Genomic DNA, 21,058 nt, shown 5'->3' on the forward strand with positions numbered 1-21,058 from the left:
CTCTCGTCCCCAGCCGCGCCCGTCTCGGGGAGGGTCCAGCTAGGCGTCCGCCCGCGCGGCCGCCAGCTCGCCCGGCCGCTTCGGCTCGGCGCCGGGCTCGTGCAGCCAGCAGGCGACCTCGCGGCCGCGGCCGATCGCGATCTGCTCGGGCTCGTCGACGCGGCATCTGTCGAAGGCGTAGGGGCAGCGGGGGTGGAAGCGGCAGCCGGAGGGCGGGGCGCTGGGGTCGGGGACCTCGCCGGCGAGCGCGACGGGGAGGGTGCGCTCGCCGTCGGCGCGGGGGATCGCGCCGATCAGGGCCTCGGTGTAGGGGTGGGCGGGCAGCTCCCACAGCTCGCCGGAGGGGACCTGCTCGACCAGCTTGCCGAGGTACATCACCGCCACCTCGTCGACGATGTGCTGGACGATCGCGAGGTCGTGGGAGATCAGCACCAGCGCCAGGTCCAGCTCGCGCGAGAGGCGCACGAGCAGGTTGGCGATCTGCGCCTGGGCAGAGGCGTCCAAAGACGACAAGGGCTCGTCGAGCACGATCACCGTCGGGTCCGCAGCCAGTGCACGCGCAATCGCGATCCGCTGGCGCTGGCCGCCGGAGAACTGGTGCGCGAAGCGATCGGCGGCGTTCGCCGGCAGGCCGACGAGCGACAGCAGCTCGGTGACGCGCTCTCTCAGCGAGCCCGTGCCGCCGGCTCTCGAGCCGGACCACGCCATCTGCAGCGCCTCCGCCAGCTGGGCCCCGATTCTGCGCCGCGGGTTGAGCGACGAGAAGGGGTTCTGGAAGACCATCTGCAGACGCGTCTCCTCGATCGGGCGGGCGCGCCGCGTCAGCGGCGACAGCTCCCGGCCCTCGAAGACGATTCTGCCCGAGCGCGGTCTCTCCAGGCCGACGATCGCCTTCGCGAGCGTCGACTTGCCGCAGCCCGACTCGCCCACCAGGCCGACGATCTGGCCGCGGCCGACCGTCAGCGAGACGCCGGCGACGGCACGCACCGGGTCGCGGTCGCGGCGCTCGTAGACGACCTCGACATCGGTGACCTCCAGCGCGGGTGCGGTTGCGACGGCGCTCATGCGACGACCTCCTCCGAAGCGACGTCTCTCATCGTCACGATGCACGCGGCCGCATGGTCGCCGCGCCGCAGCAGCGGCGGCACGCCCTCCTTGCAGGCATCGACCGCCAGCGCGCAGCGCGGGTGGAAGGCGCAGCCGCGCGGCGGGTCCAGCGGCGAGGCGGGCACGCCGGGGATCGATCTCAGCTCGGTGCCCGCGCCGAGGCCCGGCTGCGGCAGCGAGCCGAGCAGGCCGCGCGTGTACGGGTGCGACGGCTGCTTCAGCACGTCGCGCGCGTCGCCGGACTCGATCACGCGGCCGGCGTACATGACCGAGATCCGCTCCGCGATCGACGACATCACGCCGAGGTCGTGGGTGATCAGCACGACCGCCATCCCCTTCTCTCTGCGCAGGCGGTCCAGCAGCGCGAGGATGCCGGCCTGCACCGTCACGTCGAGCGCGGTCGTCGGCTCGTCGGCGATCAGGATCTGCGGCTCGCACATCAGCGCGATCGCGATCGCGATCCGCTGGCGCATGCCGCCGGAGAACTCGTGCGGGTAGGCGCGCAGCGCGGCCTCGCCGTCGGGGATCCGCACGTCCTCCAGCATCTGCGCGGCGCGCGCGGCGGCCTCGCCCTTCGACAGCCCGAGGTGCTTGCGCGCGTGCTCGGTCAGCTGCTTGCCGACCGTCAGCATCGGGTGCAGCGAGGTCATCGGGTCCTGGAAGACCATCGACAGGTCTCTGCCGCGCAGCGCCTGGCGCGCCTTCTTGTCGGCCGAGAGGATGTCGCGCCCGGCGAAGCTCGCGCGGCCGTGGACCGTGCCGCCGCGCGGCAGCAGCCCGAGCAGCGACAGCATCGTCATCGTCTTGCCGGAGCCGGACTCGCCGGCGATGCCGTAGATCTGCCCGGCCTCGACGGCGAGGTCGACCTCGTGCACGACCGCGCGCGAACCTGCCGGCGTCGGCAGTCTGATCGACAGGCCTTGGAGTTCAAGCAGCGCGCTCACGCGTCCTCCTCCACGGACTCGGACCCGCCGCGCGCGCCCGAGCCGATCTGCGACTGCGGGTCGAAGACGTCGCGCAGCCCGTCGCCGATGAAGTTGAAGGCGAGCGCGGCGCTGAAGATCGCCAGGCCGGGGAAGGTCGCCATCCACCAGTTCTGGAAGTACTGCGTGCCGACCGAGATCATCGAGCCCCACTCCGGCGTCGGCGGCTGCGTGCCGAGACCGAGGAACGAGAGGCCGGCGAGCAGCAGCAGCGCGTCGGCGAGGTAGATCGTCGCCAGCACGATGATCGGGCCCATCACGTTCGGCAGGACCTCCTTCCACATCGCGCGGCGCGCGGAGGCGCCGTGGAGGCGGAACGCCTGCACGTACTCGGCCTGCCCGATCGACAGCACGAGCGAGCGCACGACGCGCGCGTAGATCGGCCACGTGACCGTCACCAGCGCCAGCACGGCGTTGCGCGTCGAGGGGCCGAGCGAGGCGGTCACGACCATCGCCAGCACGATCGCCGGGAAGGCCGAGAAGAGGTCGGCGAGGCGCATGATCAGGCCGTCGACCCAGCCGCCGACGTAGCCGGCGACGACGCCGAGCGTGGTCCCGAGCGTGCCGGCGCAGAGCACCAGCAGGACCGCCAGCGGCAGCGAGTTGCGCGCCGCGACGAGCACGCGGCTCAAGATGTCGCGGCCCAGCTCGTCGGTCCCGAACGGGTGCGCGCCGCTCGGCGCCTGCGTGATCGCGAAGTCCTGCGCGAGCGGGTCGTGCGGCGCCAGCAGCGGCGCGAAGATCGCGACGACGATCCAGATCGCGGCGATCGTCAGCCCGATCAGCATCGTCGGCTGGCGCCACCACGAGCGCGCGGCCGAACGCGAGCGCGAGCGCTTGAAGCGGCGCAGGCGCGAGGGCGGCAGCGCAGCGTCGACGGCGCTCATGAGAGCCGCACCCGCGGGTCGATGACGGCGTAGAGGAGGTCGACGATCAGGTTCACGATCACGTAGACGAGCGCGATGAAGATCGACACGCCCATGATCGCGGGCAGGTCGAGCGAGACGGCGCTCTTGTAGGCGTACTGGCCGATGCCGGGCCAGTTGAAGATGTTCTCGACGAGCACCGCGCCGGCCAGCACGTTGGCGAAGACGAGGCCCATCACGGTCACGATCGAGGGCAGCGCGGCGCGCAGGATGTAGCGCGTCACGACGGTGAACTCCGACAGCCCCTTGGCGCGCGCGGCGCGCACGTAGTCGGCGTGGAGCACCTCCAGCACCGCCGAGCGCGTGTAGCGCGAGATCAGCGAGACGGAGTACAGGACGAGCACGCCGCCGGGCAGGATCAGGTGCTTGAAGGCGTCCCAGAAGGTGTTGAGGTTGCCGTCGAGCAGCGCGTCGACCGTGTTGAAGCCGGTGACGTCGGTCGGGGGCGTGGTCGTCGGGTCCAGCCGCCCGCCGCCGGGCAGCAGCCCCCATTTGAAGAAGAAGAGGTAGAGGCCGAGCAGGCCGAGCCAGAACATCGGCACGGAGATGCCGGCGAGCGTGAAGACGCGCAGGCCGTGGTCGACCGCTCTGTCGCGCTTGAGCGCCGCGAGCACGCCGAAGCCGACGCCGAATATCGTCGAGAAGACGATCGCGAAGACGGCCAGCTCGGCCGTCGCCGGGACCAGCTTCGAGAGGTCGTCGGTGACCGGCTGGTGGGTCTGCTGGGAGACGCCGAGGTCACCCTGGACGAGGTTGCCGAGGTAGTTGACGTACTGCACCGGCAGCGGGTCGTCGAGCCCGTACTTCTCGTGGAACGCTCTGATCGACTCGGGCGTCGGGTGCTGACCGAGGTTGGCCAGCGCCGGGTCGCCCGGGACCGCCTGCGTCAGCAGGAACGAGATCAGCGTGATCCCGATCAGCAGCAGCACCAGCGCGCCGAGACGGCGCGCCAGGAAGCGGACAAGCGGCCGGTGCGAGCGAGACGTCCGTCTCGCCCGCACCGGCGCCGCGGGGACGCGGGATGTGTCAGTTGCTGCCAACGGCCGGGATGTTGAGGGTGTACGTCGGGTCCAGCACGACGTTCGAGAGCGTTCTCGAACCGACGATCGCCTGCGCGGGCTGGAACAGCGGCATGAACGGGGAGTCCTCGTTCAGGCCTCTCTGGAACTCCTGGAACAGGGTGCCACGCTCGGCGTCGTCGAGCGTGCTGCCCGCTCTGGCGCCGAGGTCGGCCAGCTGCGGGTTCATCTCGCGGACGTATCTGTTGTCGGCCGCGCGGGAGGTGCCCGGCGCGCCCGGCGCGTAGACGAGGTAGTCGTTCGGGTCCGGGTAGTCCGGGCCCCAGTACGAGACGCTCATCTGGTTCTTGCCGGCGGCGTAGTCGGCGAGGAAGGTCACGGCCGGCGTGCCCTTCAGCTCGACGTCGATGCCGATCTTCTGCAGGTCGGACTTGACCTTCTGCGCGATCGAGGAGAACGAGACGCCGTTGGGCGTCGCGTCGGACGGGAACGCCAGCTCGACCTTGATGTTCGACTTGCCCGACTTCGCCAGCTCGGCTCTCGCCGCGTCGAGGTCGGTTCTGACGGCGTCGGCGGCGGTCAGCGCGCCGAGGAACTGCGACGGGATCACGCCCGGCGCCTGCACCGCGCCCTCGCCCGACAGTCTCGTGTAGCCCTCGTAGTCGAGCGCGAGGCGGATCGCTCTGCGGACGTTCTCGTCGCCGGTCGGCGAGATCGACTCGTTCATGTTCGCCTCGACGTCGAAGACGTTGACCGAGGCGTCCGTTCTGACCTGCAGCGCGTCGTTGCCGGCGACCGTGCCGGCCTGCTGGGCGGAGAGGTCGAGCGCGATCTCGTTGGCGCCGCGCTGCACGTTCAGCAGCTGCGTCGGCGCGGCCATGTTGCGCACGACGACCTTCGGGAAGCCGGAGAAGTCTCTCCAGTATCTGGGGTTCGACGCGAGCGTGTACTGCTGGTTCTGCTGGCCCGCCTCGAGCGTGTAGGCGCCGGAGCCGGCAGAGGTCTTCTGCAGGAACGCCTCGGCTCTGTCGCTTCTGTCGGCGTCCTTGGCGGCGCTGCCGCCGTTGGCCTCGACGACTCTCGAGTTGAGGATCGAGGTCGGCGGCGTCGCGAGGATGCGCAGCAGCGCCGGGTTCGACGTCTTGGAGGTGACGACGACCGTTCTCGCGTCAGGCGCTCTCACCGTCACGCCTTCGAGCAGGAACGAGCCAGGGCCCTTGAGGTTGACGAGCCGGTCGAGCGAGAAGACGACGTCGGCCGAGGTGACGGGCGTGCCGTCGGAGAAGACCGCGCTGTCGTCGAGCGTGAAGGTGAACTGCTTCGCGTCGTCGCTGCCTCTCCAGGAGGCGGCGAGGCCGGCGACCGGGTCGGTCTTGCCGGGCTCGAACGTCACGAGCGTGTCGTACATCGCGTGCACGAGCATGTTGTTCGTCGGCGTGAACTGACGCTGCGGGTCGACGCCTCTGTCGACGAACGACTGGTCGACGACGAGCGTGCCGGTCGCCGCGCCGCCGCTGGCGCCGGTCGAGGTGCCGGCCGAGCTGCCGCTGTCGGCAGAGCCGCTGTCACCGTTGCCGCCGCCGCATCCGGCGACCGCGAGCGCACCCGCGATGGCGGCGGCGCCGACAGCCTTTCCAATGGTGCTGCGCATAGTTGGACTCGCTCCCTTGATGCTCTGACGTACCTGCGAACTGCCGTGCTCGGACGGGTCGAGCGTGGGCAGAGTATCCAGTATGCTGGCCGACATGTCCAGTTCACTGAACGACACAACGGTAGCCACGGTCGACGTCGCGGTCGTGGGAGCGGGGATCACCGGGCTGTCTGTGGCCTGGCATCTGACGCAGCGCGGCCTCAGCGTCGCAGCGTTCGACGGGCGCGGGATCGGTTCTGGCGCGACCGCGATCCAGCCCGGCGGCGTGCGCCAGCAGTGGGGCACCGAGGTCGCGTGCAAGATGGCGCGCGAGGCCTTCTCCTTCTACGGCGAGATCGGCGAGCGGCTGCAGCCGGCCGTCGACCCCGGCATGACCGCCTGCGGCTACCTGTTCGTCGCGCAGGGCGAGGCCGAGCTGGCCGCGCAGCGCGAGCGGCTGGAGCTGCAGCACCGCCTCGGCATCCCCTCCCGCGAGGTGACCGCGGCCGAGGCCGGCGCGCTGGTCGAGGGTCTTGACGCGGGCAACATCGTCGGCGGCGTCTGGTGCGACCAGGACGGCTACTTCGACCGCCCGCTCGCCGTCGTCGGCGCCTTCCACGAGGCGGCCGTGCGGGCCGGCGCGAGCTTCCACGACCTCGGCGTCGAGAAGATCTCGCGCGACGGTGATGGCTGGCTGCTGGACCTCAGAAGAGGCGCCAAGGCGCGCGCGCAGACGGTCGTCGTCGCGACCGCCTGGGACACGCCCACGCTGCTCTCCCCGCTCGGCATAGAGCTGCCGATCGAGAAGGAGCCGAAGTACCTCTTCTACTCCGACCCGATCAGAGAGCGCCTGCTGGAGCCGCTCGTGATCGCGCCCGAGAAGCACTTCGCCGCCAAGCAGCTCGCCGACGGCTCCGTGCTCGCCTCCGACCTCGGCGCCGGCAACGCCAACCGCCCCGGTGAGAACAGAGAGATCTGGCACTCGAACGTGCGCCGCGCGATCACCGAGCTGCTGCCGATCCTCGAATACGTCTCCTTCCCGGTGCTGGTCGAGGGCTTCTACGACGTCACGCCCGACCGCCAGCCGGTGCTCGGCCCGCTGGAGGGCCACGACGGCCTCTTCGTCGCCGCCGGCCTCAACGGCCGCGGCCTGATGATGGCGCCGACGATCGGCCGCGTGATCGCCGACGGGATCGTCAACGGCAAGATGGACGACTGGATCGCCCCGCTGCACGCCGCGCGCTTCGCCGACGGCCAGCTGACGCCCGAGCTGCAGGTCGTCTGAGCCCGCGTCAGTCACGATGCCGAGTTATCGTGCAGACAACGTGTCCGTCACCCAGCAGACGATGAGCCAGCAGGAGTTCGTCGGCGCCCAGCTGCGCGCGCTGCGCGCCGCCAGACGGCTGTCGCTCGGTGACGTCGCGAGAGAGACCGGCATCTCGGCCTCGTTCCTGTCGCTGGTCGAGAACGGCCGCAGCGACATCACGATCGGCCGCCTCACCCGCCTCGTCGACTACTACGGGATCACGATCACCGACCTGCTGCCGGCGCCCGGCAACCGGGATCCGGACGTCGTCAGGGCCGACGAGACGCGCCAGCTGCACTCGCCCGAGGAGGGCACGACGATCTTCCTGCTCTCCTCCGGCACCGACCGCGCGATGCTGCCGATGCTGCTGGAGCTGGCCCCGGGCGCCTCGCTCGCCGAGTCCGGCCACCACGCCGGCGAGGAGTTCGTCCACGTGCTCGCCGGCAGGCTGCTGCTGGAGGTCGACGCCGCTCCCCCGCACGAGCTGGGCGCCGGCGACTCCGCCTACTACGCCAGCGACCGGCCGCACATGTTCCGCAACGCCTCGCCCGACGAGCCGCTGCGGCTGATCTGCATCGACACGCCGCCGCCGATCTGATCGCGCTTGCACGCCGACCTAGAATCGGCTGCATGAGTGAGTTCTTCTCGCGTGGGTTCGGCGGTCGCCGGCGACCGCCGGAAGGCAAGGCCGACCGGATCCCGCCCGGCCAGTACTACGAGGCCGGCTTCCCGGTCCTGACCGCCGGCCCGACGCCGACCGTCGAGACCGGCTCCTGGAGCTTCAGCGTCGACGGCGTCGTCGGCGCCGCCAGAAGCTGGAGCTGGGACGAGTTCCAGGCGCTGCCGGCGGAGGAGGTCCCCTGCGACATCCACTGCGTGACGAAGTGGACGAAGCTCGACACGAGCTTCCGCGGCGTCTCGGTCGACACGCTGCTGGCGGACGTCGAGCCGCTCGGCGGCTACGCGACCGCCTTCTCCTACGGCGGCTACACGACCAACCTCGCGCTGGAGGACCTGACCGACGGCAAGGCGTGGGTCGTGACCGAGTGGGAGGGCGAGCCGCTGCCGAGCGAGCACGGCGGCCCGGCGCGCCTGCTGGTCCCCCACCTCTACTTCTGGAAGTCGGCCAAGTGGGTCGCCGGCCTGCGGCTGATGGACCACGACGAGCCCGGCTTCTGGGAGTCGAACGGGTACCACATGCACGGCGACCCGTGGCGTGAGGAGCGGTATTGGAACGACTGACGCCGGAGCCGGCCGCCGCGGTCGTGCCGAAGGCGCCCGGCAGATGGCAGATCGCGACCGTCACCGCGATCGCCGTCGAGACGCCGACGGTGAAGAGCTTCACGCTCGCGCTGCCGATCTGGATGCCGCATCTGCCGGGCCAGCACTACGACGTGCGGCTGACCGCGCCCGACGGCTACCAGGCGCAGCGCTCGTACTCGATCGCCTCCTCGCCGCTGACCAGCGGCGAGATCCAGCTGACGATCGACCGCCTCGACGACGGCGAGGTCTCGCCCTGGTTCCACGACGTCGTCGAGGTCGGCGACAAGGTCGAGGTGCGCGGCCCGTTCGCCGCCTACTTCGTCTGGAGCGGCGAGCAGCCGGCGCTGCTGCTCGGCGGCGGCTCGGGCGTCGTGCCGCTGATGGCGATGCTGCGCCACAAGCGCCTCACCGCGCCGGAGCTGGAGATGCGGCTGATCTACTCGGTGCGGCTGGCGACCGACGTCATCTACGCCGCCGAGCTGGCCGCGGGCGAGGAGACGCAGCTGACCTACACGCGCGTCCCGCCGCCCGGCTGGGAGGGTCACAGCGGCCGCGTCGACGCCGCGATGATCGCCGCCTCCGGCGTCGATCCGGCGCGCGGGACCGCCTTCGCCTGCGGCTCCAACGGCTTCGTCGAGAGCGCCTCGCGGCTGCTGCTCGACGCCGGCTTCGCGCCCGAGCGGATCAAGACCGAGCGCTACGGCCCGACCGGCTGAGCGTTCGCAACCTCCGCGCGGAACGCGCTCGCGGCCATTCGTTCGCCAACTGGCGAAATCACTCCGTTTCGGCGCGAAGGGTTTGGTAAAGATCGCCCCACAGGCGTATGCGAGCGCGCTACTGTCGGCAGGCACGCGGAGGTGCTCTTTGGTTGCGAACGAGAGTCTCGTCGCCGATCAGACGAGAGATGTGAGTGGTGATGGAGAGCCGGACATCCGGCTGACGAGAGTCACGAAGCGCTTCGGCGACGTGCTCGTCATCGACGATCTCGATCTCGAGATCGAACGCGGCGCGTTCTACGCGCTGCTGGGCCCGTCGGGCTGCGGCAAGACGACGACGCTGCGAATGATCGGCGGCTTCGAGCTGCCGACGGAGGGCGTCGTCAGACTCGGCGGCACCGAGGTCACGAACGCGCCGCCGCACAAGCGCGACGTCAACACGGTCTTCCAGTCGTACGCGCTCTTCCCGCATCTGACGATCGAGAAGAACGTCGCGTTCGGGCTCGAACGCAAGAGAGTGTCCAAGAGCGAGGTCAAGGCGCGCGTCGCCGAGGCGCTGGAGACCGTCCAGCTGCCGCACCTCGCCAAGCGCAAGCCCGCGCAGCTGTCGGGCGGCCAGCAGCAGCGCGTCGCGCTCGCGCGCGCGCTCGTCAACCGGCCGCGCGCGCTGCTGCTCGACGAGCCGCTCGGCGCGCTCGACCTGCGCCTGCGCCGTCAGCTCCAGGTCGAGCTGAAGCGGATCCAGCAGGAGGTCGGCATCACGTTCATCCACGTGACGCACGACCAGGAGGAGGCGATGTCGATGGCCGACACGATCGCCGTCATGAACAGAGGCAAGATCGAGCAGGCCGGCTCGGCGACCGACCTCTACGAGCGGCCGACGACCGCCTTCGTCGCCAAGTTCCTCGGCATCTCCAACCTCGTCGACGCCGAGATCGGCGCGACCGACGGGACGATGGCGAGAGTCACGACGCACGACGGCGCGCCGCTGCTGGCGCCCGCCAACCGCTGCGCCGAGCACGCCGGCACGCCGGTCCGGATCGGCGTCCGCCCCGAGAAGGTGCGGCTGTCGAAGCAGGGCGAGCCGGTCGCCTCCGACCGCAACGTGCTGCGCGGCCGCGTCGTCCTGAGCTCGTTCCTCGGCGTCTCGCTGCAGTACGTGATCGAGACGGCCGGCGGCGAGGAGCTGACGGTCTACTGCCAGAACGAGGACGGAGTCGCCCCCGACGCCTTCGGCGCAGGTCAGGAGGTGCAGCTCTCCTGGGACCCGCGCCACACCTTCGTCGTCGCGCGGGGTGACGACGGTGACTGAGGTCGATCCGGAGCGGTTCGGACACGAGCTGGACCGCTTCGTCGCACGCCAGGGCCTCTCGCGCCGGCGCTTCCTCGGGCGCGGCGCGGCGACGGTGCTGATGGCCGGCGGGCTCGCGCAGGTGCTCGCCGCCTGCGGCATCGACGGCACCGCCGCCAGAAATCTCGCCGACCTCGAGAGACAGGCGAGAAGAGTCAACCACCCGAGAACCGAGCTGGGCGACTGGACCTTCTCGAACTGGCCGCTCTACATCGACAAGTCGGTGATCAAGGACTTCAACGCGAAGTACGGCGGCCACTGCAAGTACGTCGAGGAGATCAACGACAACAACGAGTTCTACGGCAAGGTCCGTCAGCAGCTCGCCGCCGGGGTCCCGATCGGGCGCGACATCGTCACGCTGACCGACTACATGGCCTCGCGCTGGGTCCGCTTCGGCTACGTCACGCCGATCGACAAGAGAAACGTCCCCAACGGCAGACGGCTCGTCAGAAACCTGCGCTCGATCACCTACGACCCGAGACGGCAGTTCACGCTGCCGTGGCAGTCGGGCGCGATCGGCATAGGCTATGACATCAAGCAGACCGGCGGCGAGGTCAGATCGCTCAGAGAGCTGTTCGACCCGAGATGGAAGGGCCGCGTGACGCTCTTCTCCGAGCCCTACGACTCGGCCGGCAGCGTGCTGCTGATGGAGGGGGTCGACGCCAGCAGAGCGACGCTCGACCAGATGCTCGGCGCGATCGAGAGAATCGGCAAGGCCAATGACGACGGCCAGTTCCGCCGCTTCACCGGCAACGACTACACGACCGACCTGACCAAGGGCAACATCGCGCTCGCGCTCGCCTACTCGGGCGACCTCGTGCAGCTGCAGAGCGACAACCCGAACATGCGCTTCGCCTACCCCGAAGAGGGGGCGATGCAGTTCACCGACAACATGATGATGCCGGCCAAGGTCGAGCACCCGTACGCGGCCGAGACGATGATGAACTACGTCTACGAGCCGGCGGTCGCGGCGAAGATCTGCGCCTACGTCAACTACATCTCGCCGGTCGAGGGGATCAAGGAGATCCTCGAGAGAACCGACCCGGAGATCGCCTCCAACGAGCTGATCTTCCCGCCCGACGACGTGCGCGCGAAGCTCCACTCCTACCCGTCGTTCACGACCCGCGAGGAGCAGCAGATGTACGAGGCGATGGCACAGGTCACGGGGGCTTGAGCTGATGTCACTGCAACGACGCCGCAAGCTGATCCCGTGGATGTTCGCGCTCCCGGGCCTGCTGTGGCTGCTGCTGTTCTTCGCGATCCCGCTGATCAACCAGGCGCAGGTGTCGCTGATGTCCGGCGACCCGGAGGCCGGCTACACGCTGACGTGGGCCTTCGACACCTACACGAACGCGATCAGCGACTACCACGAGCAGTTCCTGCGCTCGTTCCTCTACGCCGGCATCGCGACGGTGGTCGACCTGATCATCGCCTTCCCGCTCGCCTACTTCATGGCGTACAAGGCGGGCCGCTGGAGAAACCTGATGCTGCTGCTGGTCGTGCTGCCGTTCTTCATGAGCTACGTGCTGCGGACGGTCGCCTGGCAGCTGATCCTTGCCGACCACGGCTGGGTCGTCGAGCGGCTGCGCGACGTCGGGCTGGTGTCCGCCGACGGCCGCGTGCTCGCGACCGGGACCGCCGTCGTCGCCGGCATCTCCTACAACTTCCTGCCGTTCATGGTGCTGCCGCTGTACGTGGCGCTGGAGCGGATCGACCGCCGCTTCGTCGAGGCGGCGACCGACCTCTACGCCTCGCGCGCGACCGCCTTCCGCAAGGTGACGCTGCCGCTCGCGATCCCCGGCATCTTCGCCGGCTCGCTGCTGGTCTTCATCCCCGCCACCGGCGACTACATCAACGCCGCGCTGCTGGGGACGTCGAAGCAGTACATGATCGGCAACGTGGTGCAGTCGAAGTTCTTGACCGTGCTCGACTACCCGACGGCGGCAGCGCTGTCGTTCATCCTGATGACCGTGATCCTGGTCGGCATCGCGATCTACTCGCGGCTGCTCGGGACGAGAACGCTGACGGAGGCCGCAGTCTGATGTCCGCGCGCGATCGCACCCGCAACTGGCTGCTCGGGATCTGGTCGGCCGCGGCGCTGCTGTACCTGTTCATCCCGGTCTTCCTGATCGTCCTGTTCTCGTTCAACGACAACAAGGGCCGCTTCAACTTCACCTGGCAGGGCTTCACGCTCGACCACTGGGCGCACCCGTTCAGAGACCCGGACCTGGCGAAGGCGCTCGTCACCTCGCTGGAGATCGCGGCGCTGACGACGCTCGGCGCCGTCGCCCTGGGCACCTTCCTCGCGCTGGCGCTGACCCGCTACCGCTTCCGCGGCCGCGGCCCGGCGAACTTCGCCGTCTTCCTGCCGATGGCGACGCCGGAGGTCGTGCTCGGCGCCTCGCTGCTGGCGATGTTCCTCGTCGTCGGCATCGACACGGGCTTCTGGACGATCGTGATCGCCCACATCATGTTCACCGTCTCCTACGTCGTCGTGACCGTGAGAGCGCGGCTGGAGGGGATGGACCCGTTCATCGAGGAGGCGGCGCAGGACCTCGGCGCCGGCGTCTGGACGACCTTCTTCAAGGTCACCTTCCCGATGATCGCGCCGGGCGTCGTCGCGGCGGCGGTGCTGGCGGCGGCGATCTCGATCGACGACTACGTCGTGACGAGCTTCAACGCCGGCCAGACGCAGACCTTCCCGCTGTTCATCTTCGGCGCGACCCGCCAGGGCGTGCCGGCCGAGGTGAACGTGCTCGGAACGATGCTGCTGCTCGGCGTGCTCGTGCTGATGGGCCTCAACCTGCTCGTGCAGAAGGCGCTCAACCGCCGCGATCGCGGGATCGCGGCGGAGCCGCCGAGCGGCACGCCGACGCAGGCCGAGCTGGAGCCGGCGGCGGCCTGAGCCGCGGCAGCGCGCGGCGCCCCGGCTCGCGCCGGGGCGTCCGGCTACGCCTCCCAGCGCGGGAAGGGGTCGGCGAGCAGCGTCCAGGCGGACTCGCCGACCTCGCGCTCCGCGTCGCTCAGCAGGCACGCGTCGAGGTCAGCCTCGATCTGCTCCTGGTCGAGTCCGTCGCCGATGAAGACCAGCTCCTGCCCGCGCGCGGCCGGGCTCGCCCACAGGCCCGCCGGGCCGACGGACAGCACCTTGCCGGCCTGCGACCACTCGCCGGCCAGCTCACCGCGGCTGGCGAGCCAGAAGAAGCCCTTCGCCCGCAGCACGCCCTCCCACGGCTGGTTCAGCCGCTCCCACAGGCGCTCGGGGTGGAACGGCTCGCGCGCGCGGAAGACGAACGAGCCGATCCCGTACTCCTCCGTCTCCGGCTGCTCCTCGCCGCGCGCGACCTGCAGCCAGCCGGGCGCCTCCTCGGCCGCCTCCATGTCGAACAGGTTCGTGCCGAGGACGCGCTCCAGCGGCACGTTCGCGTTGGTCGCCTGGACGATCTGCGCGCGCGGGTTGAGCGTCCGCACGACCGCCTCGACGCGCGCGACGGTCTCCGCGTCGACGAGGTCGCACTTGTTCAGCACGGCGACGTCGCAGAACTCGACCTGCTCGACCAGCAGGTCGACGATCGCGCGCTCGTCGCCGGGGCCGAGCGCGAGCCCGCGCTGGCCGAGGTCCTCGACCGTGTCGCACTCCTCCAGGAAGGTCGAGGCGTCGACGACCGTCACCATCGTGTCCAGCCGCGCGAACTGGCCCAGCGACTCGCCCGCCTCGTCGGCGAAGGTGAAGGTCTCGGCGACCGGCAGCGGCTCGCTGATCCCGGTCGACTCGATCAGCAGGTGGTCGAAGCGATCCTCCTTCGCCAGCCGCGCGACCTCGATCAGCAGGTCCTCGCGCAGCGTGCAGCAGATGCAGCCGTTGCTCAGCTCGACCAGTCTCTCGGCGACGTGGTCGATCGCCGCGTCGCCTCTGCGCACCAGCTCGGCGTCGACGTTGACCTCGCTCATGTCGTTGACGATCACGGCGACGCGCCGCCCCTCGCGATTGCGCAGGACGTGCTCCAGCAGGGTGGTCTTGCCAGCCCCCAAGAAGCCGGAGAGGACGGTCACGGGCAGCTTTCTCATGGCGGCACCGTAGCATTAATGAGACTGAGTCTCATATTGACCTCGTTTGACCGCGGCTGCGCCCGGCGCATAGCGTGCCGCCATGGACTCCTCTGAGACGGTCCGGATCACGCACGTCGGCGGGCCGACGGCGCTGATCGAGGTCGGCGGCTGGCGGCTGCTGACCGATCCGACGTTCGACGCGCCGGGGCGCAGATACAACTTCGGCTGGGGCACGTCGTCGAGAAAGCTGGCCGGGCCGGCGCTGGGGCCGGAGGAGCTGGGCGCGATCGACGCGGTCCTGCTCAGCCACGACCATCACGAGGACAACCTCGACGCCGCCGGCCGCGCCTTCCTGCCGCGCGCGGGGACGATCGTGACGACGCAGCCGGGGGCGCGGCGGCTGGCCGGCGCGACCGGCGACGTGCGCGGGCTGGCGCCGTGGGAGACGACCCGGCTGGAGGCGGAGGGCAAGCTGCCGCTGGAGATCACCGCCACGCCCTGCCGCCACGGCCCGCCGCTCAGCAAGCCGATCGTCGGTGACGTGATCGGCTTCGCGCTGAAGTGGGAGGGGCAGCCGCACGGCGTCTTCTGGATCAGCGGCGACACCGTCCTCTACGACGGCGTCAAGCAGGTCGCCGAGCGGCTCGACGTCGGCACCGCGATCCTCCATCTCGGCGGCGTCCGCTTCCCCGTCACCGGCCCGCTGCGCTACACGCTCAACGCGAGCGAGGCGGTCGAGCTGAGCCAGCTGCTGCAGCCGCGCACGATCGTCCCGATCCACTACGAGGGCTGGTCGCACTTCCGCGAGGGGCGCGCCGTCGTCGAGGAGGCGTTCACGACGCAGCCGGCGCTGGCCGCGAAGATCCGCTGGCTGGAGATCGGCGAGCCGACCGAGCTGGCACAGTAGGCGCATGCCCGAATGGCCGCTCGTCGCGCGCGAGCAGGAGTTGGCGCTGATCGCCGCCGCGCGTGCCGACAGCCTTCCCGCGGTCGTCGTCGGCGGCGGCGCCGGGGTCGGCAAGTCGCGGCTGGCGCGGGCCGCGGTCGATGCCGCCGAGAGCGGCGGCGTGCATGTCGCGCGCGTCCACGCGACCCGCTCGGCGGCCGCCGTGCCGCTCGGCGCCTTCGCCGGCGTCGTCCCCGCCGCCGCCCGCGCCGACGACCTGCTCGGCCTGCTGCGCGGCGGCCTCGCGGCGCTGCGCGAGCAGGCCGGCACGATGCCGCTGCTCGTCGCCGTCGACGACGCGCAGCTGCTCGACCCGCCGTCAGCCGCGCTCGTGCTGCACCTGGTCGAGAGCGGCGCCGCCTTCGTCGTCGCGACCGTCCGCTCCGGCGAGCCCTGTCCCGACGCGATCGTCTCGCTGTGGAAGGACGCCGGCGCGCGGCGGCTGGAGCTGGCGCCGTTCACGCCCGCGCAGACCGCCGCCGTCGTCGAACGGTCGCTCGGCGGACCGCTCGAACAGGGCGCGCTGCACTGGCTGCACGAGCGCAGCGGCGGCAACGCGCTCTACCTGCGCGAGCTGGTCGCGGGCGCGCTCGACGCGGACGCGCTGGTGCAGCGGCGCGGGCTGTGGCGGCTGGAGTCGCGCCCTGCCGTCAGCCAGACGCTGGTCGAGCTGGTCGGCGCGCGGATGGCCGCGCTCGGCGACGACGAACGGCGGCTGCTGGAGCTGCTGGCGCTCGGCGAGCCGCTGCGCGCCGACGAGCTGGTCGAGCTGGCCGGCGAGCAGGCGCTGCTGGCGGCGGAGCGGCGAGCTTTGATCACGGTCGGAGCTGACGACGAGGTGCGGCTCGCGCATCCGCTCTACGGCGAGACGCTGCAGGCCGAGATCGGGCCGTTGCGGGCCCGCGCGACGCGCCGCGAGCTGGCCGCCGCCGTGCGCACGCGCGAGCTGCTCGACGGCGACGACGCGCTGCGCGTCGCGCGCTGGCTGCTCGACGCCGGCGAGCCGCTGCCGCCGCCGCTGCTGCTCGGCGCCGCCGACGCCGCCACCCGCTCCGGCGACCCCGCGCTCGGCGTCAAGCTCGCGACGCTCGCGCGCGACGGCGGCGCCGGCTTCGCCGCGACGCTGCTGCTGGCGAGAGCGCTGCAGGCGCAGGAGCGGTTCGCCGAGGCGGAGGCGCTGCTCGCCGCCGCCGAGGGCGAGGCGCTCGACGAGGAGGCCGCCTTCGCCTACCTGGAGCTGCGCGGCGCGCCGCTCTACTGGGCGCTGCGCGACCAGGAGACGCTGTTCGCGCTGCTGCAGCGGGCGCGCGACTGGTGGCCCGGCGACCGCTGGAGAAAGCGGCTGGCGCCGCTGCGGATCTGGTCGGCCGCGGTCGCGAGCGACATCTACGGCGGCAACCGCGCCGAGACCGAGGCGCTGCTCGCCGACCCCGAGACCGAGCCGGGGCTGCGCCGTCAGCTCGCGCCGCTGCACGTCGCGCAGCTGTTCTACGCCGGCGAGAGCGGCGCCGCGCTGGCGCTGGCGCGGGAGATCCGGCCGGCCTTCCCGCTGCCGGGCGCGAGCGAGGAGATCGCGCAGATCCTCTGGAGCACGGTCGCGATCGAGAGCGGGATCGACTGGGAGCGGCTGCGCGGCGAGCTGGCGAGCGACTTCGCGCTCGCCGTGCGCGTCGAGGATCCCGTCGCGGCGGGCTTCACCGCCGTCGGCATCGGCGCGCTCGACTGGTACGCCGGGCGGCTGCCCGACGCGCACCGCTGGCTCGCCGAGGCGGAGCTGCAACTCGAGCGGCGCGACGGCATCGGCGTGCTCGCGATCACGCGCGCCTACCAGGTCGTCGCGGCCGCCGCCGACGGCGACGAGGCGGGCGCGAGCGCGGCGCTTACGCGGATGCGCGGCGCGCTGCCGGAGAGCGGGGCGATGCCGAACCAGCAGCCGTACGTCGCGCGCGCGGAGGCGTGGGAGCTGGCCGCCCGCGGCGACCGGCCGCGCGCCGTCGAGCAGCTGCTGGAGGTCGCGGCCGAGATGACGCTGACGCCGTTCTACGCCGGCCTGCTCAGCTACGACGCGCTGCGGCTGGGCGCGCCGGCGCGGCAGGTCGCGACGCCGCTGGCGCTGATGGCCGAGCGGACCGACGCGCCGCTCGCCGCCGTCTGGGCCGCGCACGCCGCCGCCAAGGCGAGCGGCGACGGCGCCGCGCTGCTGGCCGCCGCCGACGCCTTCGAGGCGATCGGCGCGCTGCGCTGCGCCGCCGAGGCCAGCGCCGACGCGGCCTCCGCCTTCGTCCGCGCCGGCCGTGACGACAGCGCCCGCCGCGCCGCCGCACGGCGGACCGAGCTGCACGAGCGCGGCAGCGGCGGGACGCCGCCGCCGGTCGACGGCCTCGACGGCCCGGCGATCGCGCTCACCCCGCGCGAGGCGCAGCTGGTCGAGCTGGCCGCGCGCGGGCTCAGCAACGCGGAGATCGCCGACCGGCTGGTGCTGTCGGTCCGCACCGTCGAGTCGCACATCTACCGCGCGATGCAGAAGCTCGGCGTCAGCGACCGGCGCGAGCTGGGCTGAACGGCGGCCTACGGCCTTGTTCAGCTAGCGAGAACTCGCCGGAGGCTCCTTCTCGGGCTAGCGCGAGAGCCGCTCCTCCAGCCAGTCGAAGACGACCGCGTCACGCGCGGCGGAGGCGAGCGGCTCGCAGTGGCGGCCGGCGCCGTCGGCGGCGGCGAAGGCGACCAGCTCGGCGACGCCCGGCAGCCGCTCCAGCAGCGCCTGCGACTGGCCCGGCCAGAACTGCTCGCCCTCCGGGTCGGTGATCAGCAGCGGTGTCGCGATCTGCCCGACCTCGTCGCCGAGGCGGTAGGCCTCGACCGCTCTGTACAGCTCGTAGCGCGAGTCGGAGCCGATCCCGTACGGCTCGCCGCGGAAGGAGAGCACGGCGCGCGTCGAGGGCGAGATCAGCTCGCCGACGTGCATGTTGCGGTCGAACTGCTGCTGCTTGCCCTCCGCCAGCTCCTTGCGCAGCGAGCCCGGCAGCGGGTCGATCCAGGAGCTGGCGACGTCGGTCACGCCCGGGTCGACGACCGCGGCCGCGAAGCGGTGCTCGAAGGCGAGCGCGCGCGGCACCCAGAAGCCGGCCTGGCTGATGCCGACGACGACGATCCGCTCGGGGTCGACGTCGGGACGCTGCAGCAGCGTGTCGAGCACCGGCGTCAGCACCGCCTCCCAGTCGTGGCGGAACGGGATCCCCTGCTCGAACAGCGCCGACTGCTGGCCGGGGCCGTCGAAGGTCGTCCAGTGCCAGCCGCGCTCGGCCGCGGCGGCGCCGCCGTGGACCCACAGCTGCGAGGTCGCGCCGTCGCTGCCGTTGACCATCACGACCGTCGGCCGCCGCTCGCCCGGCTGCGCGTCGAGCGCGGGGAAGAACCAGCCCGGCAGCGTCGTCTGCTCGTACGCGATCGCGTAGCGCTCGCCCGGCTTCGGCGTCAGGTCGACGACCTTCTCCCAGCAGGCGCGGTGGCGGCGCCAGATCTCGTCGCGGCGCGCGGCCTCGCTGCTGCGCGCGATCGCGTGCAGCGCGGTCGCGTAGTAGGTCGCCGCGCGGCGGTAGCCGGAGAGCGCGCTGACGCGGCGGCCCTTCTGCTCCGCGCCGCCGGCGGCGGCCCAGGCGGCGCCGGCGGTCGCGCTCCACTCGCGCACCCAGGCGTCGGCGTCGCCGTTCTTGATCCGCTCGGCCGTCGCCAGCACCTCGCCGACGTCGGCGGCGCCGCGGTAGGTCGCGCCGAGCGCGATCTCGAAGCCGAACTGGAAGTCGTCGTCGCCGAACTTCGGCGCGATCGCCGGGTGGCTGCGATGGAGGAGGGAGTGGCTCATGCGATGCTCCGCGTGTCAGGGGTGGCGGCCTGCTTGCGGTCGGCCTCGTCGCCGGCGGCGGCGCTGACGGCCTCGGTCCGCTTGACGGCCCAGACGATCAGGCCGATCGGGATCACCCAGTTGAAGAAGGTGTTGGCGCGCTGCGTGTCGATCGCGCCGGCGAGGATGTGGAACGGGACCATCGCGGCGAAGACGAGCCCCCACATCAGCGTCAGCTCGCGGTTGACGCGCTTGAAGATCGGCGACTCCCAGATCTCCGGCGGCGTGGTCTCTCTCGCGTACTGCTCGGTGAACGGCGTGAACAGCAGCGACAGCAGCGCGACGGCGGCGAGCGCGGCGGTCGCGAGGCCGCGCGCGAAGTTGGTCAGCCACTCGGCGTCGTTGCCGGCCGCGAGCCCGATCGCCGCGAAGGCCGCGAACGAGACGATCGCGCCGATGTCGAGGATCTTCGGTCTGCCCTTCGCGAACGAGGGCAGTGCAATCGCTATCGCGGCGACGAGCGCGACGAGCCCGGCGACAGCGACGTCGTCGCGCTGCGAGACGACGCTGAAGAGGACCCAGGGGATGAAGGCGACGAAGATGTTCATGGCGCGCAGTCTCCGCGCGCACGTCTGCGGCGTCTTCAGTAGTGGACTACTGAACTACGCAGACGGCGGCGCGCAGTGGTGCCGCGAGGTCGCCTCTGCCGCCGACGACGACGCCGTTCTCCAGCCCCAGCCAGGCGGCCGTGACCGCCAGCTCGGCGGCCAGCTCGGGCGCGACGCGGTCGGCCTCGGCGCCCGCTTCGAGGTAGGCGCCCTGCACGCGCAGGAGGCCGGCCTGGCGGTCTGACTTGAGGTCGACGCGGCCGACGAGCGCGTCGCCGAGCAGGAACGGCAGCACGTAGTAGCCGTAGACGCGCTTGGGCTGCGGCGTGTAGATCTCGATCCGGTAGTGGAAGCCGAAGATCCGCTCGGTCCGCGGGCGGAACCATATGAGCGAGTCGAACGGGCTCAGCAGGGCGCGCGCCTCGACCCTGCGCGGCTTGCGCGCCTGCGGCCACAGGTAGGCGGGCGCGTCCCAGCCCTCGACGGTCACCGGCTCCAGCTCGCCGGCCTCGACCAGCTCCGCGACGCGCAGCTTCGACTCCCTCCGCGGCAGGCGGAAGTAGTCGCCGAGGTCGGGCTCGGTCGCGACGCCGTGCGCTCTCGCCGCGACCCGCAGCAGCTCGCGCTGCGACTCCTCGACCGGCGGCGTCGGCTGCTCCAGCAGCGCCGGCGGGAGCACCCGCTCCATCAGGTCGTAGCGGCGCTCGAAGTTGATCCGCCGCGCCGCCGTCACCTGGCCCGACCAGAACAGCCACTCCAGCGCGACCTTGCCGTCGTGCCAGTTCCACATCTCGCCCGGCTGCTTGACGGCGCGCTCGGAGTCGGTCTCGCCGGCACGGATCGGCCCGCGCTCCCGCACCAGCTGCTTCACCCGCGCGACCAGCTCCGGCTGCTCGCTCGCGATCCGCCGCACGCCACCCCAGGCGTCCTGCCCGGCACGCGCCATCCGCCAGCGCAGGTGCGGCTGCAGCGCCAGCGGCACGAGCGACGCCTCGTGCGCCCAGTACTCGAACAGCTCGCGTCTGACGCGGCCGTCGGTGTGCGCGGCCATGCGGTCGAGCGCGTCGCGCGGATACGGGCCCAGCCGCGAGAAGAGCGGCACGTAGTGGGTGCGCGAGAAGACGTTGACGGAGTCGAGCTGCAGCAGCCCGAGCTGGGCGATCGCTCTGCGCAGGTGACGCGCCGTGACCGCGCCGGCCGGCCGTCTGTCGGCGAACCCCTGCGCAGCGAGCGCGATGCGGCGCGCGGCTCTCGCGCTCAGCGTGGACGGCATGGCCGAGATCCATACCACGCGCGGGCGGACGGCATCCGT

The 21,058-nt window shown here is 71.6% G+C and carries 19 protein-coding genes; 10 read left to right on the forward strand and 9 right to left on the reverse strand.

Annotation, left to right across the window (positions count from 1 at the left end):
• Nucleotides 1–39 precede the first annotated feature (39 nt).
• The 5 genes from Q7L73_RS11415 to Q7L73_RS11435 are packed head-to-tail and all read right to left on the reverse strand — an operon-like array spanning nucleotide 40 to nucleotide 5,686.
• On the reverse strand, nucleotides 40–1,065 hold the full coding sequence (locus tag Q7L73_RS11415; protein ID WP_304689822.1) for an ABC transporter ATP-binding protein: 1,026 nt from the start codon (nucleotides 1,063–1,065) through the stop codon (nucleotides 40–42).
• Complete coding sequence (locus Q7L73_RS11420) at nucleotides 1,062–2,051, reverse strand: ABC transporter ATP-binding protein (RefSeq protein WP_304689825.1); 990 nt, start codon at nucleotides 2,049–2,051, stop codon at nucleotides 1,062–1,064. Before Q7L73_RS11420 ends, Q7L73_RS11415 begins: the two co-directional genes overlap by 4 nt.
• Nucleotides 2,048–2,977, reverse strand: a complete 930-nt coding sequence (locus Q7L73_RS11425) for an ABC transporter permease (RefSeq protein ID WP_304689827.1) — start codon at nucleotides 2,975–2,977, stop codon at nucleotides 2,048–2,050. Before Q7L73_RS11425 ends, Q7L73_RS11420 begins: the two co-directional genes overlap by 4 nt.
• Entirely contained in the window at nucleotides 2,974–4,017 is a 1,044-nt protein-coding gene (locus Q7L73_RS11430) for an ABC transporter permease (protein WP_304715556.1), read from the reverse strand. The genes Q7L73_RS11425 and Q7L73_RS11430 overlap by 4 nt, the downstream gene beginning before the upstream one ends.
• Before the next feature lie 25 nt (nucleotides 4,018–4,042).
• Entirely contained in the window at nucleotides 4,043–5,686 is a 1,644-nt protein-coding gene (locus Q7L73_RS11435; RefSeq protein ID WP_304689831.1) for an ABC transporter substrate-binding protein, read from the reverse strand.
• 94 nt (nucleotides 5,687–5,780) lie between these two features.
• Between Q7L73_RS11435 and Q7L73_RS11440 the strand changes: the two genes are divergently transcribed.
• The 8 genes from Q7L73_RS11440 (at nucleotide 5,781) to Q7L73_RS11475 (ending at nucleotide 13,206) form a co-directional block, all read left to right on the forward strand.
• Nucleotides 5,781–6,950: an FAD-binding oxidoreductase gene (locus Q7L73_RS11440; protein WP_304689833.1), complete on the forward strand. Its 1,170-nt coding sequence runs from the start codon at nucleotides 5,781–5,783 to the stop codon at nucleotides 6,948–6,950.
• Between the two features lie 40 nt (nucleotides 6,951–6,990).
• On the forward strand, nucleotides 6,991–7,569 hold the full coding sequence (locus Q7L73_RS11445; protein ID WP_304689835.1) for an XRE family transcriptional regulator: 579 nt from the start codon (nucleotides 6,991–6,993) through the stop codon (nucleotides 7,567–7,569).
• Nucleotides 7,570–7,601: 32 nt separating this feature from the next.
• On the forward strand, nucleotides 7,602–8,213 hold the full coding sequence (locus Q7L73_RS11450) for a sulfite oxidase-like oxidoreductase (protein WP_304689837.1): 612 nt from the start codon (nucleotides 7,602–7,604) through the stop codon (nucleotides 8,211–8,213).
• Entirely contained in the window at nucleotides 8,201–8,950 is a 750-nt protein-coding gene (locus Q7L73_RS11455) for a ferredoxin reductase (RefSeq protein ID WP_304689839.1), read from the forward strand. The genes Q7L73_RS11450 and Q7L73_RS11455 overlap by 13 nt, the downstream gene beginning before the upstream one ends.
• Before the next feature lie 190 nt (nucleotides 8,951–9,140).
• Nucleotides 9,141–10,262 carry an ABC transporter ATP-binding protein gene (locus tag Q7L73_RS11460; protein ID WP_304689842.1) on the forward strand — a complete coding sequence of 374 codons (1,122 nt, stop codon included), beginning with the start codon at nucleotides 9,141–9,143 and terminating at the stop codon, nucleotides 10,260–10,262.
• Nucleotides 10,255–11,475 carry a spermidine/putrescine ABC transporter substrate-binding protein gene (locus Q7L73_RS11465; protein ID WP_304689844.1) on the forward strand — a complete coding sequence of 407 codons (1,221 nt, stop codon included), beginning with the start codon at nucleotides 10,255–10,257 and terminating at the stop codon, nucleotides 11,473–11,475. The genes Q7L73_RS11460 and Q7L73_RS11465 overlap by 8 nt, the downstream gene beginning before the upstream one ends.
• Nucleotides 11,476–11,479: 4 nt before the next feature.
• Nucleotides 11,480–12,343, forward strand: a complete 864-nt coding sequence (locus Q7L73_RS11470; RefSeq protein WP_304689846.1) for an ABC transporter permease — start codon at nucleotides 11,480–11,482, stop codon at nucleotides 12,341–12,343.
• Complete coding sequence (locus Q7L73_RS11475) at nucleotides 12,343–13,206, forward strand: ABC transporter permease (protein ID WP_304689848.1); 864 nt, start codon at nucleotides 12,343–12,345, stop codon at nucleotides 13,204–13,206. Before Q7L73_RS11470 ends, Q7L73_RS11475 begins: the two co-directional genes overlap by 1 nt.
• A gap of 44 nt (nucleotides 13,207–13,250) precedes the next feature.
• Here the strand turns inward: Q7L73_RS11475 and Q7L73_RS11480 are convergent, their stop codons facing one another.
• Nucleotides 13,251–14,369, reverse strand: coding sequence for a GTP-binding protein (locus Q7L73_RS11480; protein WP_304689851.1), 1,119 nt, complete (start codon nucleotides 14,367–14,369; stop codon nucleotides 13,251–13,253).
• An 82-nt stretch (nucleotides 14,370–14,451) separates the two neighbouring features.
• Between Q7L73_RS11480 and Q7L73_RS11485 the strand changes: the two genes are divergently transcribed.
• Together Q7L73_RS11485 and Q7L73_RS11490 are read left to right on the forward strand one after the other, a co-directional pair.
• Nucleotides 14,452–15,258 (forward strand): MBL fold metallo-hydrolase, encoded by an 807-nt coding sequence (locus tag Q7L73_RS11485; RefSeq protein ID WP_304689852.1) that lies wholly within the window; start codon nucleotides 14,452–14,454, stop codon nucleotides 15,256–15,258.
• Between the two features lie 4 nt (nucleotides 15,259–15,262).
• Nucleotides 15,263–17,857: a LuxR family transcriptional regulator gene (locus tag Q7L73_RS11490; RefSeq protein ID WP_304689854.1), complete on the forward strand. Its 2,595-nt coding sequence runs from the start codon at nucleotides 15,263–15,265 to the stop codon at nucleotides 17,855–17,857.
• 57 nt (nucleotides 17,858–17,914) lie between these two features.
• On the opposite strand, the gene Q7L73_RS11495 is transcribed toward Q7L73_RS11490, so the two are convergent.
• Genes Q7L73_RS11495 through Q7L73_RS11505 form a run of 3 tightly spaced genes read right to left on the reverse strand, consistent with a single transcriptional unit; the run spans nucleotide 17,915 to nucleotide 21,019 of the window.
• Entirely contained in the window at nucleotides 17,915–19,159 is a 1,245-nt protein-coding gene (locus tag Q7L73_RS11495; RefSeq protein WP_304689856.1) for a S9 family peptidase, read from the reverse strand.
• Nucleotides 19,156–19,746 carry a hypothetical protein gene (locus Q7L73_RS11500; RefSeq protein ID WP_304689859.1) on the reverse strand — a complete coding sequence of 197 codons (591 nt, stop codon included), beginning with the start codon at nucleotides 19,744–19,746 and terminating at the stop codon, nucleotides 19,156–19,158. Before Q7L73_RS11500 ends, Q7L73_RS11495 begins: the two co-directional genes overlap by 4 nt.
• A gap of 46 nt (nucleotides 19,747–19,792) precedes the next feature.
• Nucleotides 19,793–21,019 (reverse strand): winged helix-turn-helix domain-containing protein, encoded by a 1,227-nt coding sequence (locus Q7L73_RS11505; RefSeq protein ID WP_304689860.1) that lies wholly within the window; start codon nucleotides 21,017–21,019, stop codon nucleotides 19,793–19,795.
• Nucleotides 21,020–21,058 lie beyond the last annotated feature (39 nt).

Origin of the sequence: Conexibacter sp. CPCC 205762 (genome assembly GCF_030646155.1) — a bacterium.
Classification (GTDB): domain Bacteria; phylum Actinomycetota; class Thermoleophilia; order Solirubrobacterales; family Solirubrobacteraceae; genus Conexibacter.

Coding starts and splice junctions, on each gene's coding strand:
- Q7L73_RS11415 (WP_304689822.1), bottom strand. CDS start 1,065: ATGAGCGCCGTCGCAACCGCACCCGCGCTGGAGGTCACCGATGTCGAG.
- Q7L73_RS11425 (WP_304689827.1), bottom strand. CDS start 2,977: ATGAGCGCCGTCGACGCTGCGCTGCCGCCCTCGCGCCTGCGCCGCTTC.
- Q7L73_RS11435 (WP_304689831.1), bottom strand. CDS start 5,686: ATGCGCAGCACCATTGGAAAGGCTGTCGGCGCCGCCGCCATCGCGGGT.
- Q7L73_RS11440 (WP_304689833.1), top strand. CDS start 5,781: ATGTCCAGTTCACTGAACGACACAACGGTAGCCACGGTCGACGTCGCG.
- Q7L73_RS11450 (WP_304689837.1), top strand. CDS start 7,602: ATGAGTGAGTTCTTCTCGCGTGGGTTCGGCGGTCGCCGGCGACCGCCG.
- Q7L73_RS11470 (WP_304689846.1), top strand. CDS start 11,480: ATGTCACTGCAACGACGCCGCAAGCTGATCCCGTGGATGTTCGCGCTC.
- Q7L73_RS11475 (WP_304689848.1), top strand. CDS start 12,343: ATGTCCGCGCGCGATCGCACCCGCAACTGGCTGCTCGGGATCTGGTCG.
- Q7L73_RS11480 (WP_304689851.1), bottom strand. CDS start 14,369: ATGAGAAAGCTGCCCGTGACCGTCCTCTCCGGCTTCTTGGGGGCTGGC.
- Q7L73_RS11485 (WP_304689852.1), top strand. CDS start 14,452: ATGGACTCCTCTGAGACGGTCCGGATCACGCACGTCGGCGGGCCGACG.
- Q7L73_RS11490 (WP_304689854.1), top strand. CDS start 15,263: ATGCCCGAATGGCCGCTCGTCGCGCGCGAGCAGGAGTTGGCGCTGATC.
- Q7L73_RS11495 (WP_304689856.1), bottom strand. CDS start 19,159: ATGAGCCACTCCCTCCTCCATCGCAGCCACCCGGCGATCGCGCCGAAG.
- Q7L73_RS11500 (WP_304689859.1), bottom strand. CDS start 19,746: ATGAACATCTTCGTCGCCTTCATCCCCTGGGTCCTCTTCAGCGTCGTC.
- Q7L73_RS11505 (WP_304689860.1), bottom strand. CDS start 21,019: ATGCCGTCCACGCTGAGCGCGAGAGCCGCGCGCCGCATCGCGCTCGCT.